The sequence below is a fragment of the Mycobacterium lehmannii genome (assembly GCF_001499925.1).
Taxonomy (GTDB): domain Bacteria; phylum Actinomycetota; class Actinomycetes; order Mycobacteriales; family Mycobacteriaceae; genus Mycobacterium; species Mycobacterium lehmannii.
Window position 1 is genome coordinate 24,339 of sequence record NZ_LQIR01000007.1, and the last position, 13,735, is coordinate 38,073.

Sequence of the window (13,735 nt, forward strand, 5' to 3'; positions counted from 1 at the left end):
CCTATACCGTATGCGAAGGGTCCCCTCGTTCGTAACGCGCTGGGTCGTTGCTTTTTCGGCCGCGCTGTGATGTTGCGAGGGGACGGGATTCGAGAATGACTTCGTCACCGAGAAACGGCTGGGGCATGCGCCGCCGGCTTCGCAGGCGCCCGGTTCCCGGCACCGAGGCCCACACCGCGAACGCGAGCGCGGCGTCGAGCAGCAATGCCAGCGCCGTCACCATCAGCGCGCCGACCAAGGCCAGATGGAACTCGCGCACCTTGATGCCGTCGATCAGGTAGCGGCCCAGCCCGCCGAGACTGGCGTATGCGGCGACGGTCGCGGTGGCCACGATCTGCAGCGTGGCGGTCCGCAGCCCGCCCAGGATCAACGGCATCGCGATCGGCGTCTCCACCCGCAACAGGATGCGTCGTTCGGTCATGCCCATGGAGCGGGCGGCGTCGACGACGGTGGGATCCACGTTGGCGATGCCTGCATAGGTGCCCGCCAGCAGCGGCGGAATGCCCAGCAGCATCAGCGCAACGGTCGGCGGTACCAGCCCGAGCCCCCACAGCAGCACACCGAGCAGCAGCACACCCAGCGTCGGCAGCGCCCGCAGTGCGTTGACACCGGTGACGACGATGAACGTCCCCCGGCCGGTGTGTCCGATCAGCATCCCGACCGGAATGGCGATGAGCGCCGAGAAGAACAGCGCGAGCACCGTGTACTCGAGGTGTTCGACGGTGCGGGCGAACAGCCCGGCGGGCCCACTCCAGTTGGCCGCGGTGAACAGGTAGGACAGCGCCTCCTGCAAAAACCCCATCGGACCCGTCACGACGCCGCCTTGAGCCTGCGCCACACCGGCACCCCACGGGTCGCGCGCGTCCACGGAGTGAGCGCCTTACCGATCAGCATGATCAGGGTGTCGATGACGATCGCGAGCACGAAGATCGCGATGATGCCCGCGATGATCTGATCGCTCTTGTTCGCCTGGTAACCCTCGGTGAACCAGGTGCCCAGCCCGCCGATGCCGATCACCGATCCGACCGCGACCATCGAGATGTTAGTGACGGCGACCACGCGCAAGCTGGCGATCAGCACCGGAACCGCCAGGGGCAGTTCGACTTTCATCATCCGCGTCAGGGGCCGGTATCCGACCGCCGTCGCGGCGTCGCGCACCGTCGGCGACACCGCGTCCAGCGCCTCCGGCACCGCCCGCACCAGCAGGGCCACGGTGTAGAGCGTCAGCGCCACGATCACGTTCGCCTCGTCGAGGATGCGCGTGGGGATGATCAGCGGCAGGACCACGAACAGCGCCAGCGACGGGATGGTGAAGACGATGCTGGCGGTGATCGTGGTCAGGCGCCGCGCCGTGGTGGTGCGCTGGATCGCGGCGCCCACCGGTACGGCGATGATCAGGCCGAGCACGATCGGAATCAGCGACAGGCGCAGATGGATCACCGTCAGCGCCCACAGATCGTCGAGGTGTGTGAGCAGATAGCGCATCCGCTAGCCCAACTCCGGGACCCGGCGTTGCTTGTCGAGTTCGGCCAGCACGTCGTCGGCCTTCACCCCGCCGATCACCCGGCCGTCGTCGTCGACGGCGACCCCCATCCCGCTCGGCGAGGACAGCGCGGCGTCGAGCGCGTTGCGCAACGTCCCGTCCGGCCGGAACAGTGAACCGCCGGCGATCGTGCTGTCGTAGAGCGACTTTCCGGTGCGGCGCAGGGCCACACCGGCGGCGTTGATCCAGGCGAACGGTTTCCGGTCGTCCTTGGTGACCAGCCTCCAATCGCCGGGCCTCAACTCCAGCGCTTCGACATCGCGTTCGTCGACGTGGCCGATGTCGTGCAGCGGCAGGCCCGACGCGTGGAAGAACTGCAGGCCGCGGTATCCACGATCGGCGCCGACGAACGCGGCCACCTCCTCGTTGGCCGGATTGGACAGGACGAACGACGGCTCGCCGTACTGCTGCAGCACCCCGCCGCGGCCGAACACCGCCACGCGGTCGCCGAGCTTGACCGCCTCGTCGATGTCGTGGGTGACGAAGACGATGGTCTTGTGCAGTTCGCTTTGCAGACGGGCGATCTCGGCCTGCAGCTCCTCTCGCACGACGGGGTCGACGGCGCTGAACGGTTCGTCCATCAGCATGATCGGCGGGTCGCCTGCCAGCGCGCGCGCCACCCCGACACGCTGTTGTTGACCACCGGACAGTTGCGCCGGATAGCGGTCGGCGAGCTTGACGTCCAGACCCACCCGTTCCATCACCTCGAGCGCGGATCGCCGTGCGCTGCGCCGTGATTCACCCCGCAACACCGGGACGGTGGCGACGTTGTCGACTACCCGTAGGTGTGGCATGAGGCCCGCGCTCTGGATCACATAGCCGATGCCGAGCCTCAGCTTGACCGGGTCCGCCTTGGTGACGTCGCGTCCGTCGACAGTCAGGGTGCCCGAGGTGGGCTCGATCATCCGGTTGATCATCCGCATGGACGTGGTCTTGCCGCAGCCCGACGGGCCGACGAAGACCGTCAACGTTCCCTCGGGCACCTCGAGGGTGAGGTCGTCGACCGCGACGGTGCCGTCCGGGTAACGCTTGGTGACGTTGGAGAACTCGATCACTTCTGCACCGGTTTGTCGAATCCGTTCTCCGCGATCCACTTCTGCGCCGCTTCGTCGGGGTCGATGCCGCGGTTTCCCTCGACCGAGGTGTTGAGCTCGATCAGAGCCTCGGTGGTCAGCTTCGCACTGACCGCGTCGAGCACCGTCTTGAGTTCGGTGGACATCTTCTGCGATGCAACCAACGGCACGACATTGGCCGCGAGGAACACGTTCTCGGGGTCTTCGAGCACGACGAGATTGTTCTTCTCGATCGCCGGTGACGTACTGAAGATGTTGGCGGCGGTGATCGTCCCGCTGGTGAGCGCCTGCACGGTCGCCGGCCCGCCACCGTCGCTGATGGCGACGAAGTTGGCCGGTGCGATGTCGAGCCCATACCGTTCCTTCAGCCCCACCAGACCGGTGATCCGCGTCTGAAACTCCGATGGCCCACCGACTTTCACTTCCGGCGAGTGCTCAGCGAGGTCGCCGATGGTCTTGAGGTTCCACCGCTGCGCGGTCGCCTCGGTCACCGCCAGGGTGTCCTTGTCCTCCGCCGGAGACGGATACAGGATCGACAGATCACCGGGCAGCACCTTGAGCAGTGCAAGCAGGACCGCGTCGGGGGTGGTGGCCGTGGTGTCCTCGTCGAAGTACTGCAGCAGGTTGCCCGTGTACTCACCGATCAGGTCGATCGAGTGGTCCTGCACGGCGGGGATGTAGGTCTCGCGGCTGCCGATCCCGAACTGCCGTCGCACGGTGAAGCCGTTGGCCTCCAGGGTCTGAGCGTAGATCTCGGCGATGATCTTGGACTCCGTGAAGTCCGCGGACCCCACCGCGATCGTCTTGAGGTCACCGGAGATCTCGCCGCCGCCGAGGGGGTTCGAGCTGCCGCAAGCCGTGCTCATCAGGAGCGCGAGAACCATCACCGCCGCGACGAACCGCCGGCGCCGGCGTCGCGGCATCGAGGTCATGAATTCGACAGTATCGGCATCGCCGCAGCTACGCGCGGTTTGTCCGGCCCGCGATTCGACCGTCCACGTCAAATGCCGTTTGTCGGGGCCGGGAAGGGGCAAACTTGGACCCATGAGCACCGATCCGTACGGTCCGTCAGCGCAGAACGAACCGGAACCTTACGGTCCACCCAATCCCGGGCCGCCGGTTCCGCCGACGGACGGCGAGATCGCCGATCGCACCGCACCCTCGGTCAAGAAGGTCCATTTCACCCGTGCGGCCGCGCTCTGGTCGGCAGTGATCGCAGGCTTCCTCATCCTCATCCTGCTGCTGATATTCATCGCGCAGAACACCGAATCGACCGAGTTCGCCTTCCTCGGTTGGAACTGGTTCATGCCGAGGGGTGTGGCGATTCTGTTCGCCGCGGTGTGCGGCGGCCTGATCACGGCGTTGGCGGGGGCAGCACGCATGGTCCAGCTGCGTCGCGCCGCCAAGAAGAACTACAAAGCCGCGCTCCGCTAGCGCAACGACTCGAGTCCGGCGTCGATCAACGGAGCGACCGCGTCGTCGACCATCGTGACGAAGTCCGGCGGCGCACCGCCCACCCGGCCGCGGTAGGCGATGCCGGCCGCGATGATCGCGAGCTTGAAATACGCAAGGCCCATGTAGAACTCCCAATGGTCCAGCGGCTGACCCGATGCCACCGAATACCGTTGCGCGAGTTGATCTGCCGGTGGAATCAGCGGTGACGCCCACGCCGCGTCGGCGTGCACCAGGTTGAACATGGGGTGGCGGTACACGCACATCAGGGCCGCGTCGCTGATCGGGTCGCCCAGGGTCGACATCTCCCAGTCCAGCACCGCGAGCACCTTGCTGCCGTCGGTGGCGTCGAGCATCGTGTTGTCGATGCGGTAGTCGCCGTGCACGATCGCGCTGCGGCTCTGCGCCGGGATCGTCTCCCCGAGCGCGGTGTGCAGCCGCTTGACGTCGTCGTCGCGTTCGTCGTCCTCTCGGCGCACCAGCTCCCACTGCCCACCCCAGCGCTTCACCTGGCGCTCGAGGTATCCGGTGGACTTGCCGAAGTCGCCGAGGCCCACCTCCTCGGGGTCCAGGGCGTGCAGGTCGGCGAGCACCTTGATCAACGCGTCGACACAGGCCTCGATGTCGGACTTGTCGCCGAGGGCCTCGAGTTCGGATGTGTGCCGGACGACCCGCCCTTCGACGTAGTCGACCATCTGGAACGGTGCGCCGAGCACCGAGTCGTCGTTGCGCATGGTCACCGCGCGAGGGACGGGCACGGCGGTGTTCTGCAACGCCGAGATCACCTTGTACTCGCGGGCCATATCGTGTGCCGACGGCGTCAAACCGTGCAGCGGCGGCCTGCGCAGCACCCACTTCGACTGGTCGTCGAACACCAGGAAAGTCAGGTTGGAGCGGCCGCCGGAGATCAACTCGGCGCGCAGGTCACCGGAGCGGGCGATGCCCTCCGAACGCAGATGACGGTCGAGGGCGTCGAGGTCGAGCCCTTCCGGTGAGGTCGGCGGTGGAGTCACGGGACTTGTCTACCACTGCTGATTTCTGGGCAGCAGGTCCCATACGTGCTCGGTGGAGTTGACTCCCGCGACGAAGAACGCCTCGCGCGACGACGACCACAACACCCGGGTGATACCGGCGTAGTCGACCTGCACGCACAGCAGGCGCTCGGTGCGCATCACGTCGTGGACCACGGCGTTGATGACGCCGCCGTGGCTGAACAGCGCGACGGTGTCCTCCCGGTCGGCGGCCTTGACGATGTCGTCGACCCCGGCCTTGACCCGGGCGATGAACGCCGACTGATCGACGCCGCTGGGCAGCTCACCGTTGGCCAGGCGTCGCATGTCCTCCTCGGAGATCTCCTCGACCGGCGTGTAGTGCGAGAGGTCTCGGTCGTACTCGGCGAGCCGGTCGTCGATGTCGATCGAGAGGCCGAGAGCCTCAGCGACCGGCTCGGCGGTCTGGATCGCCCGCTTCTGCGGACTGCTGACCAACCGTGAGATGGGAAAGCGCGCCAACGCGTCGGGCAGGCGTTTTGCCTGTTCGATGCCTTCCTCGGACAGGTCGGGGTCGGAGCCCTGCCCCGGTTCGCTGCGAAGCGGCAACGCATGTCGAATGATGAGCAACTGCACCGTGCCACCATATGGCCATGAGTGCCGACAAGGATTTCGCGACCGAGCTCTTCGACCTCTCCGACCGCGTCGTGCTGGTCACCGGCGGAAGCCGGGGGCTTGGCAAGGAGATGGCTTTCGCCGCTGCGCGGTGCGGCGCGGACGTGGTGATCGCCAGCCGCAAGTACGACTCGTGTGTGGCGACGGCCGAAGAGATCGCCTCGGCGACCGGCCGCGCCGCGCTGCCCTACCAGGTGCACGTCGGGCGCTGGGATGAGCTCAACGGATTGGTCGACGCGGCCTACGAGCGGTTCGGCAAGGTGGATGTGCTTGTGAACAACGCCGGGATGTCGCCGCTGTACGAGTCGCTCCCCTCGGTCACGGAGAAGCTGTTCGACTCGGTGGTCAACCTGAACCTCAAGGGCCCGTTCCGGTTGTCGACGCTGGTCGGTGAGCGCATGGTCGCCGATGGCGGCGGCTCGATCATCAACGTGAGCTCGAGCGGTTCGCGCCGACCCCGCCCCGAGCAGCTCCCCTACTCGGCCGCCAAGGCGGGGCTCAATGCGCTGACCGAGGGACTGGCGCTGGCGTACGGCCCGACGGTGCGGGTCAACACGCTGATGCCGGGCCCGTTCCTCACCGACATCAGCAAGGCCTGGGACATCCCCGCGACGCAGAAGGGTGCGCAGCATTTCGCGTTGCAGCGGCTGGGTGAGCCACCCGAGATCGTCGGCGCCGCACTGTATCTGATGTCGGACGCGTCGAGCTACACGTCGGGTTCGATCATCCGCGTCGACGGCGGCATGCCCTAACCGTCTTCCGCCGAACGTGGGTTACCCGCACGCCCTGACGCTGGCAAGCGTGCATCGACCCCACACTCGGCGCAATGGAGTTACGGCGTGACGATATTGAACGCCGGGTCTGGGCGATCCAGCACACCGATCAGCGACTGCAGGGCGCCGGTGTCGCCGGAGATGTCGAGGCCGAGTGAGCTGTCGTCGCCCGCCGCGAGCGCGAGCAGACGGAGCTTGGTGGCCACTTTGACGGTCGCCTGAGCCGAGGTCGCATCGGCGGCAACCTTGCGGTGCACCATCACACCGTTGCGCAGCGTCAACCGGTAATTGGTGTCGGTGTCGAGGAAGGTGACGTCGATGGCGATATCGAGATCCCATGCCCGCGGGCCGTTCACGGTGATCGCGAGTGCGTCAAAGATCTGTTCGGGCGCCAGTTGCATCACCATCGACGTCGACGCGGTCTGGGTCGGGGTGCCGAAGTTGCCATCGCGAAGCTCGGTCGCTCCCGAGAGAAAGAAGTTGCGCCACACCGCGTTCTCCGCGCCGTAGGCCAACTGTTCGAGTGTGTCGGCGTAGAGTTCCCGAGCAGCGCCGTGGTGCTCGTCGGTGAACATTGCATGGTCTAAGAGCGTTGCTGCCCAACGGTAGTCACCTTGCTCGAAGGCCCCTCGCGCAATCTCGACCACTCGATCCAGACCACCCATCGCCTCGACATAGCGAGGGCCTGCGGCTTGTGGCGGATGCGCCCACAACCGCCCCGGGTTGCCGTCGAACCAGCCCATGTAGCGCTGATAGACCGCCTTGACGTTGTGGCTGACCGAGCCGTAGTAGCCGTGTGCGTGCCACGCGTTCTGCAACGCAGGCGGCAGCGCGAAGTCCTCGGCGATCTCGATGCCGGTGAACCCCTGGTTGAGTTGGCGCAGCGTCTGGTCGTGTAAGTAGGCGTACAGATCCCGTTGCAACGAAAGGTATTCGACGATGCGGTCGCGTCCCCACGTCGGCCAGTGGTGGGATGCGAACACGACGTCGGTGCGGTCGGCGAACGCGTCGATCGCCTCGGTGAGGTAACCGGCCCATCCGTGCGGGTCACGCACCAGCGCGCCGCGCAGCGTCAGCAGGTTGTGCAGGTTGTGGGTGGCGTTCTCGGCCATGCACAGCGCGCGGAACTTCGGGAAGTAGAAGTGCATCTCGGCGGGCGCCTCGGTGCCCGGCGCCATTTGGAACTCGATCTCGACGCCGTCGACGGTGTGCGTCTCGCCGGTCTGCCGGATGTCGACCGTCGGAACGATCAGCGCCACTTCACCCGTCGACGTCACCTGTCCCAGCCCGCATCCCACCTGCCCCTGCGGTCCACGCGCCAGCAATGCGCCGTACATGTAGCTCGCTCGACGGCCCATCGCGGTGCCCGCGTACACGTTCTCCTGCACGGCATGTTCGGTGAAGTGCTCGGGCGCGATGATCGCGACGCGGCCCGCGTCCACGTCGGCCTGAGAGGTGACACCCAGAACGCCGCCGAAATGGTCGACGTGGCTGTGGGTATATATGACGGCGCTGACCGCACGATTTCCGCGGTGTTCGCGGTAGAGCGCCAGCGCCGCAGCGGCGGTCTCCGTGGAGATCAACGGGTCGATGACGATCACGCCAGTGTCGCCCTCGACGAAGGTGATGTTGGACAGGTCGAATCCGCGCACCTGATAGATGCCCTCGACTACTTCGTAAAGACCCTGTTTGGCGCACAGCCGGCTCTGCCGCCACAAGCTGGGATGCACCGACGGCGGGGCGTCCGCATCGAGGAACGAGTACGTGTCGTTGTCCCAGACCACCCGACCGTCAGCCGCCTTGATCACACAGGGATCCGAGGCGGCGATGAACCCGCGGTCGGCGTTGTCGAAGTCCGCGGTGTCGTCGAACGGCAGGGCCGTGAGGTGCTCGCGGTGTGCGGACTCGATGACCTCGGTGGGGGGTTTCTGCTGCATGGCGACACGATATTCATCCCCACGTCGGCGCGGGGCTGGTTCACTGACCCCATGCAGATACGCCGAGTGGTGACCGGTCACGATTCGTCCGGAAAGTCCGTCTTCGTCAGCGACGACAGCCTCGCTCCGATTCAGACGAAGTTGATGCCTGGCTTCGAGAACCATCTGCTGTGGGGCAGCGACCAGACGTGCCGATTTCCCGACGACGGTTCGATGCCCCAGTGGCACAACTACTTTCCGCCGATCGGTGGTTTCCGGTTTGCGATGCTGACGCTGCCGCAGTCGCACGGCACCCAAGCCCCGGAGGCCCTCGACATCAACGAGGCGATGGCCGAGATGGAGGAGAAGCTGCCGGGAATGCTCGGCTACATGGACTACACGGACCCGGGCATGCACACCACGGACACCGTCGACTTCGAGGTGGTGCTCGAGGGCACCGTCGTGCTCGAACTTGACGATGGAGCCGAAGTGACCCTGCAACCGGGCGACACCGTCGTGCAAAACGGGACGCGGCACCGCTGGAAGAACCCCGGCGACACACCGGCCCGGATGGCCGTGTTCATCTGCGGCGCCGAGCACGCGAACGTCCCGCCGAAGTAGCTTCTCGTCAGTCCTGGTGCTCGGCCAACCACCGATCGGCCCGGCGTTTCGAAGCGCGCGAGAGCCACGCGTCCTGGACGAGTTCGGTCAGTTCGACCTTCCCGATCTCCCGTAACCTGCTGGCGCGCACCAGAACCGAGGGATGGCCCTCGAAACGGTCGGTGGTGAAGAACGGCGAGTCGGGATCTTGGACGAGCGCCAGCTTGTCCATCTCCGATTCCACCCAGATCATGATCACGTCGGTGTAGCGTTCGCCGGTCTCCGGATCCTCGGCGTCGGGCTGAGGAGTGCGGAAGAACACGAACGACTTGCCGCCAACCTGGTAGATCGGGTTGCCCTTGGGGCCCTCGATGCGCTTGACGTACGGCATCGAAGCAGCGAGCTCGTGGACGTCGGCGACCCGCGCCGGCCGGTCACGCACGGCGTTCCAAGGCGTGCAGGATGACGTTGGTGAGCGAGCCGTTGCGCACGGTGGCCGTCATGTACGTGCAGTGGGGCTGGCGCCGCCGGTCGGTCGGCGAACCCGGGTTCAGCAGTCGCAGACCGGTTTTCGTCGTCGTATCCCAAGGGATGTGACTGTGGCCGAATATCAGCACGTCGGTGTCCGGATAGGCCTTGGCCATGCGGGCCTCGCGCCCGGTCGCGGCGCCGGTCTCGTGGACGACGGTGAAGCGCAGGCCGCCGAGTGTGACATCGGCGCGTTCGGGCAGTCTGCGGCGCAGTTCGGCGCCGTCGTTGTTGCCCCAACACGCGACCAGGCGCTTGGCGCGAGCCTCGAGCGCGTCGAGCAACGACGGCTCCACCCAGTCGCCTGCGTGCACGACGACGTCTGCCCTCGTCACTTCGTCCCACACCCGCGCGGGCAGGTCCTTGGCGCGCTTGGGAACGTGAGTATCGGCGATCAACAACAGCCGCATGGCTGCCAATCTAGTGGCGGCCCCCGGGATCAACCCTCTGGGTCGGGTGACAGTTCCGCCTCCGATTGCTCGCGTTTTCGCTGCGCCATGTCGCGGTCCTCCTCGGCGGCCGGGGCGGTGGCGAGCCGATGACTGCTCGTTGGCTTCGGGGGCGGGTATGCCGCGTCTAATTGGCGTCCTGCTGCGCGGAGGCGAGCACCGTGTCGCTCAGCGGATCGCTCGAAGCTCTGGGCTGAGAGAGTTCTTCGTGCGCCGCGCGCTCTCGGGCCTCGGCGGCCCGCCACTATTGCATCCGGATCGACGCTCTGCGGCGGTTCACGATGGGTGGCCATGGGCAGTGATACCCGTCCAGCCACTGTTAACCGGTGTCGCCAAACACGAGAGCGCGCCCGAAGGGATTCGAACCGTTGCTGCGATTGCGGATAAAGGCCGCAAGCCGCTGGCAGTCGGGTGATTTCTCACGCGACGTTGCCCTCAAGGGGCTTCCCGTGGCAGTACCCACGGCCACGACGGCCGTCTTCCCGTGGGTTTCCAGCGGGCTCGTTTTTCGTCGCCCCGCAACTCGGGGAGGACGCTCCACCAGCGACCCGGTGCGCCAGTGCGGCCAGGTTGCGGGCAGCGTTTCGATCGCGATCCATCGACATCCCACATGCATCGCAGGAGAACGTCCGCTGGGACAGACGCAGGTTGGCTCTCACCGCGCCGCACCCCGAACAGGTCTTGGAACTGGGGTAGAACCGGTCAGCGACCAGCAAGGTTCCTCCCCTCCAGCAAGTCTTGTATTCCAACTGTCGTCGCAGTTCACCCCAACCCGCAGCAGAAATCCGGCGCGCCAGCTGCCGGTTGCGCAGCATGCCCGCGACGTTGAGGTCTTCGATCACGACAGCCTCGAAGCGTTCCGCAAGAGCGGTCGTCAACCGATGCAAAGTGGCGGCCCGATGATTTGCGATCCGAGCATGCTGGCGCTCAACATCTGACATGGCCCGTGCCCACCGGCGAGACGGAGCTCTTCCAGTACGACGCTCCGGCCCGATGCGCCTAGCGGCCTTGCGCTGCAACCGACGCAGTTTCTTCAGCGAGCCCTCGTATAGAACCGGGTTCGGGATCACTCCGTGGGTATCGGAGATGCCCGGAACAGGGGTTGACAGCACCGCGAGATTGCAGAGACCGAAATCCACGCCGACGACGGGACGCGAACGTGTTCCAGGCGCGGGAGAGTCGTATACCTCGACGGAAAAGGCGACGAACCATCGGCCGCGGGCATAGGTAGACAGTAGCCGACCTGATCCGCGCCGATCCTCTGTCGACGCGTCGGGCGAGTTTTCGAGTCGATTCGTGCGTGCGAACCCGCCCGATACGGGGCAGCTTGACGTGCCTCCGATCTGTATCGACGAGACCAAAAGCGCCAGTAGTGAATCGGCACGACAGTTGACTCTTCTTGGTCTTGAACCGAGGGAATCGCATCGGTCTTCCCTGGCGATCGCCTGATTGAGAGACAGCCCAGTTATTCAACGCTGTCGCCAGGTTGGCCAGACCGGAGGAGTACGCCTCCTTCGAGTTCTCCCGCCACCATGGCGCGACGTCGTCCTTGATGGTGTTCCACGTTCTACGCAGGCTATATGCCGACCAGTTCAGCGCTGGGGTCAGTTCACTGTCAGCGATTCCGTACGTGCGCTCCGCTGACCGCTGCTCCAGATTTGCTTTGACTAGGCGCAAAGCCCAGTTGTACGCGAACCGCTGTGCACCACAGTGTGATCGCAGCTGCTCTTCTTGCAGCGGTCCGGGATCGAGCGCGAATCGGTACGCCCGGATTACTGACCCGCTTGCATAAGGGTCGGTGCCGCAGTGCTCGCTTGCTGTTTCCCCACGAACCATGAGCGGAGCGTTTCACGAGGGTCCGACATGCCCCCAGTTACCGGCGGATGGAACCGATTCAATGGGCGCGCCCGGAGAGACTCGAACTCCCAACCTTCTGATCCGTAGTCAGATGCTCTATCCGTTGAGCTACGGGCGCATGATCTTTCTTCAGTGTTCAGTTGTGCGGCTGACGGGTCAGCCGTGGCGGAGGCGAGAGGATTTGAACCTCCGGTCGCCTTTGAGGGCGACAACTCATTAGCAGTGAGCCCCATTCGGCCGCTCTGGCACGCCTCCCGACGATTACCGCCGATCCGACAGCGTACACATGGGCTACCGCGCGAGGCAAAGCGCATTCGGCCGACCCATAAACTGGTGCAGTGACCGTCCGGCTGCGCCCCGAACTGGCTGATCTGCCCGCCTACACCCCCGGCCGGACCGTTCCCGGCGCAATCAAGATCGCCAGCAACGAGACCGTTGGTCCCCCGCTTCCGAGCGTGCGGGCCGCGATCTCCGGCGCCGTCGACAACATCAACCGCTACCCGGACAACGGCTACGTCGAGCTTCGCGAGCGGCTCGCCAAACACGTCAACTTCGCCCCCGAGCACATCTCAGTGGGCTGCGGGTCGGTCAGCCTGTGTCAGCAGTTGATCCAGATCACCTCGACCGTCGGCGACGAGGTGCTGTTCGGTTGGCGCAGCTTCGAGATTTACCCGCTGCAGGTGCGAACAGCGGGGGCCACACCGGTGCCGGTGCCGCTGACCGACCACACGCACGACCTCGACGCCATGCTGGCCGCGATCACCGACCGCACGCGGCTGATCTTCGTGTGCAATCCGAACAACCCGACGGGCACCGTCGTGACGCCCGACGCGCTCGCCCGCTTCGTCGCCGCGGTGCCGCCGCATATCGCGATCGCGCTGGACGAGGCCTACGTCGAATACATCCGCGAGCCGATGGTGCCCGACAGCCTGGGTCTGGTTCGTGCCCATCCCAACCTCGTTGTGTTACGAACGTTTTCGAAGGCCTACGGCCTGGCCGGTCTGCGGGTCGGTTACGCCGTAGGCGACCCGGACCTCATCACCGCGATCGGGAAGGTGTACGTGCCGTTCACCGCGACCAGCGTCTCGCAGGCCGCCGCGATCGCATCCCTCGACGCCGCCGACGAACTGCTCGAGCGCACCGACACCGTCGTCGCCGAACGCGCCCGAGTCACCGCGGAACTGCGCGCAGCCGGCTACACCGTGCCCGACTCGCAGGCCAACTTCGTCTGGCTCCCCTTGCCCGGGCAGGCCCAGCAGTTCGCCGAGGCGTCGGCGGACAACCGCATCATCGTGCGGCCCTACGGCGACGACGGAGTGCGCGTCACCGTCGCCGCGACCCACGAGAACGATGCGTTCCTCGATTTCGCCCGCCGATGGATTGGACAGTCATGAGCGACGCCCGCGAGACCTTCGCCGAGCTCAAGGAGCGCACCGGCACCATCTCCGATGCCGAACTCGACGAGTTCTGGGCGACGCTGCAGCCCGCCACCATCGACTTCATGATCGGCGAGTGGAAGGGCGGCGAATTCCACACCGGCCACAAGGCCAACGGGTTCATGGGGCGGCTCAACTGGTTCGGCAAGACCTTCCACTCCGCCACCGACGCCAAACCTCTGGTGTGCCTGGACGCCGACGGCAACAAGTTCTCCAACACCGAGGCGATGAAGGGTGAGGCCAGTTTGTGGATGGAGGAGTTTCGCGGCGAGGTGACGGCCTCGATGGTCTACGACGGCGCACCCGTGCACGACCACTTCAAGGTCGTCGACGAGAACGCCGTCGTCGGCATCATGAACGGCAAGGGCGCGCTCGACACCAGCTCCGGTACACCCAGGCACCTGTACTTCTACCTCGAGCGGGTATAGCGCTCGCGAGACGAAC

Annotated in this window: 15 protein-coding genes, 2 tRNA genes and 1 pseudogene; 5 read left to right on the forward strand and 13 right to left on the reverse strand. The window is 65.8% G+C overall.

All coding sequences use genetic code 11. The features are described from left to right. Position 1: 1 nt before the first annotated feature. Genes AU192_RS05820 through AU192_RS05835 form a run of 4 tightly spaced genes read right to left on the reverse strand, consistent with a single transcriptional unit; the run spans position 2 to position 3,539 of the window. Positions 2-802, reverse strand: a complete 801-nt coding sequence (locus AU192_RS05820; RefSeq protein ID WP_064394899.1) for an ABC transporter permease — start codon at positions 800-802, stop codon at positions 2-4. Between the two features lie 8 nt (positions 803-810). Next, on the reverse strand, positions 811-1,485 hold the full coding sequence (locus tag AU192_RS05825) for an ABC transporter permease (protein ID WP_064394842.1): 675 nt from the start codon (positions 1,483-1,485) through the stop codon (positions 811-813). A gap of 3 nt (positions 1,486-1,488) precedes the next feature. Next, entirely contained in the window at positions 1,489-2,598 is a 1,110-nt protein-coding gene (locus AU192_RS05830; protein ID WP_064394843.1) for an ABC transporter ATP-binding protein, read from the reverse strand. Further along, entirely contained in the window at positions 2,595-3,539 is a 945-nt protein-coding gene (locus tag AU192_RS05835) for an ABC transporter substrate-binding protein (RefSeq protein WP_064394900.1), read from the reverse strand. Before AU192_RS05835 ends, AU192_RS05830 begins: the two co-directional genes overlap by 4 nt. Before the next feature lie 121 nt (positions 3,540-3,660). Here AU192_RS05835 and AU192_RS05840 point away from each other — a divergent pair, with 121 nt between their 5' ends. Then, a complete protein-coding gene (locus tag AU192_RS05840; protein WP_064394844.1) occupies positions 3,661-4,050 on the forward strand; it encodes a LapA family protein in 390 nt (129 codons plus the stop codon). On the opposite strand, the gene AU192_RS05845 is transcribed toward AU192_RS05840, so the two are convergent. Together AU192_RS05845 and AU192_RS05850 are read right to left on the reverse strand one after the other, a co-directional pair. After that, a complete protein-coding gene (locus AU192_RS05845; protein ID WP_064394845.1) occupies positions 4,047-5,081 on the reverse strand; it encodes a phosphotransferase family protein in 1,035 nt (344 codons plus the stop codon). The two genes, AU192_RS05840 and AU192_RS05845, sit on opposite strands and share 4 nt — an antisense overlap. Before the next feature lie 9 nt (positions 5,082-5,090). Then, positions 5,091-5,693: a histidine phosphatase family protein gene (locus AU192_RS05850; RefSeq protein WP_064394846.1), complete on the reverse strand. Its 603-nt coding sequence runs from the start codon at positions 5,691-5,693 to the stop codon at positions 5,091-5,093. Positions 5,694-5,710: 17 nt separating this feature from the next. On the opposite strand from AU192_RS05850, the gene AU192_RS05855 reads away from it, so the two are divergent. Continuing rightward, positions 5,711-6,484, forward strand: coding sequence for an SDR family NAD(P)-dependent oxidoreductase (locus AU192_RS05855; protein ID WP_064394901.1), 774 nt, complete (start codon positions 5,711-5,713; stop codon positions 6,482-6,484). Positions 6,485-6,564: 80 nt separating this feature from the next. Here AU192_RS05855 and AU192_RS05860 read toward each other — a convergent pair whose 3' ends face one another. Beyond that, the gene (locus AU192_RS05860; RefSeq protein ID WP_064394847.1) at positions 6,565-8,442 is read right to left on the reverse strand and encodes an alkyl/aryl-sulfatase; all 1,878 of its coding nucleotides are present in this window, start codon (positions 8,440-8,442) and stop codon (positions 6,565-6,567) included. Positions 8,443-8,493: 51 nt separating this feature from the next. Here AU192_RS05860 and AU192_RS05865 point away from each other — a divergent pair, with 51 nt between their 5' ends. Continuing rightward, the gene (locus AU192_RS05865) at positions 8,494-9,042 is read left to right on the forward strand and encodes a cupin domain-containing protein (RefSeq protein ID WP_064394902.1); all 549 of its coding nucleotides are present in this window, start codon (positions 8,494-8,496) and stop codon (positions 9,040-9,042) included. A 7-nt stretch (positions 9,043-9,049) separates the two neighbouring features. Here the strand turns inward: AU192_RS05865 and AU192_RS05870 are convergent, their stop codons facing one another. The 6 genes and pseudogenes from AU192_RS05870 to AU192_RS05885 all read right to left on the reverse strand — a co-directional run bounded on the left by AU192_RS05870 (position 9,050) and on the right by AU192_RS05885 (position 12,110). Beyond that, the gene (locus AU192_RS05870) at positions 9,050-9,463 is read right to left on the reverse strand and encodes an MmcQ/YjbR family DNA-binding protein (RefSeq protein ID WP_064394848.1); all 414 of its coding nucleotides are present in this window, start codon (positions 9,461-9,463) and stop codon (positions 9,050-9,052) included. Beyond that, positions 9,456-9,959 (reverse strand): metallophosphoesterase family protein, encoded by a 504-nt coding sequence (locus AU192_RS05875; protein WP_064394849.1) that lies wholly within the window; start codon positions 9,957-9,959, stop codon positions 9,456-9,458. Before AU192_RS05875 ends, AU192_RS05870 begins: the two co-directional genes overlap by 8 nt. Before the next feature lie 458 nt (positions 9,960-10,417). After that, positions 10,418-11,359 carry an RNA-guided endonuclease InsQ/TnpB family protein gene (locus tag AU192_RS25890; protein ID WP_423202673.1) on the reverse strand — a complete coding sequence of 314 codons (942 nt, stop codon included), beginning with the start codon at positions 11,357-11,359 and terminating at the stop codon, positions 10,418-10,420. Between the two features lie 343 nt (positions 11,360-11,702). Then, a pseudogene (locus tag AU192_RS25895) lies at positions 11,703-11,834 on the reverse strand (helix-turn-helix domain-containing protein); the annotation flags it as partial. 66 nt (positions 11,835-11,900) lie between these two features. Then, positions 11,901-11,973: transfer RNA gene (locus AU192_RS05880), tRNA-Arg, on the reverse strand. 45 nt (positions 11,974-12,018) lie between these two features. Beyond that, positions 12,019-12,110, reverse strand: a tRNA-Ser gene (locus tag AU192_RS05885). Between the two features lie 83 nt (positions 12,111-12,193). On the opposite strand from AU192_RS05885, the gene hisC reads away from it, so the two are divergent. Further along, the gene (gene hisC, locus AU192_RS05890) at positions 12,194-13,249 is read left to right on the forward strand and encodes a histidinol-phosphate transaminase (RefSeq protein WP_064394850.1); all 1,056 of its coding nucleotides are present in this window, start codon (positions 12,194-12,196) and stop codon (positions 13,247-13,249) included. Next, the gene (locus tag AU192_RS05895) at positions 13,246-13,719 is read left to right on the forward strand and encodes a DUF4334 domain-containing protein (protein WP_064394851.1); all 474 of its coding nucleotides are present in this window, start codon (positions 13,246-13,248) and stop codon (positions 13,717-13,719) included. The genes hisC and AU192_RS05895 overlap by 4 nt, the downstream gene beginning before the upstream one ends. Positions 13,720-13,735: the final 16 nt, after the last annotated feature.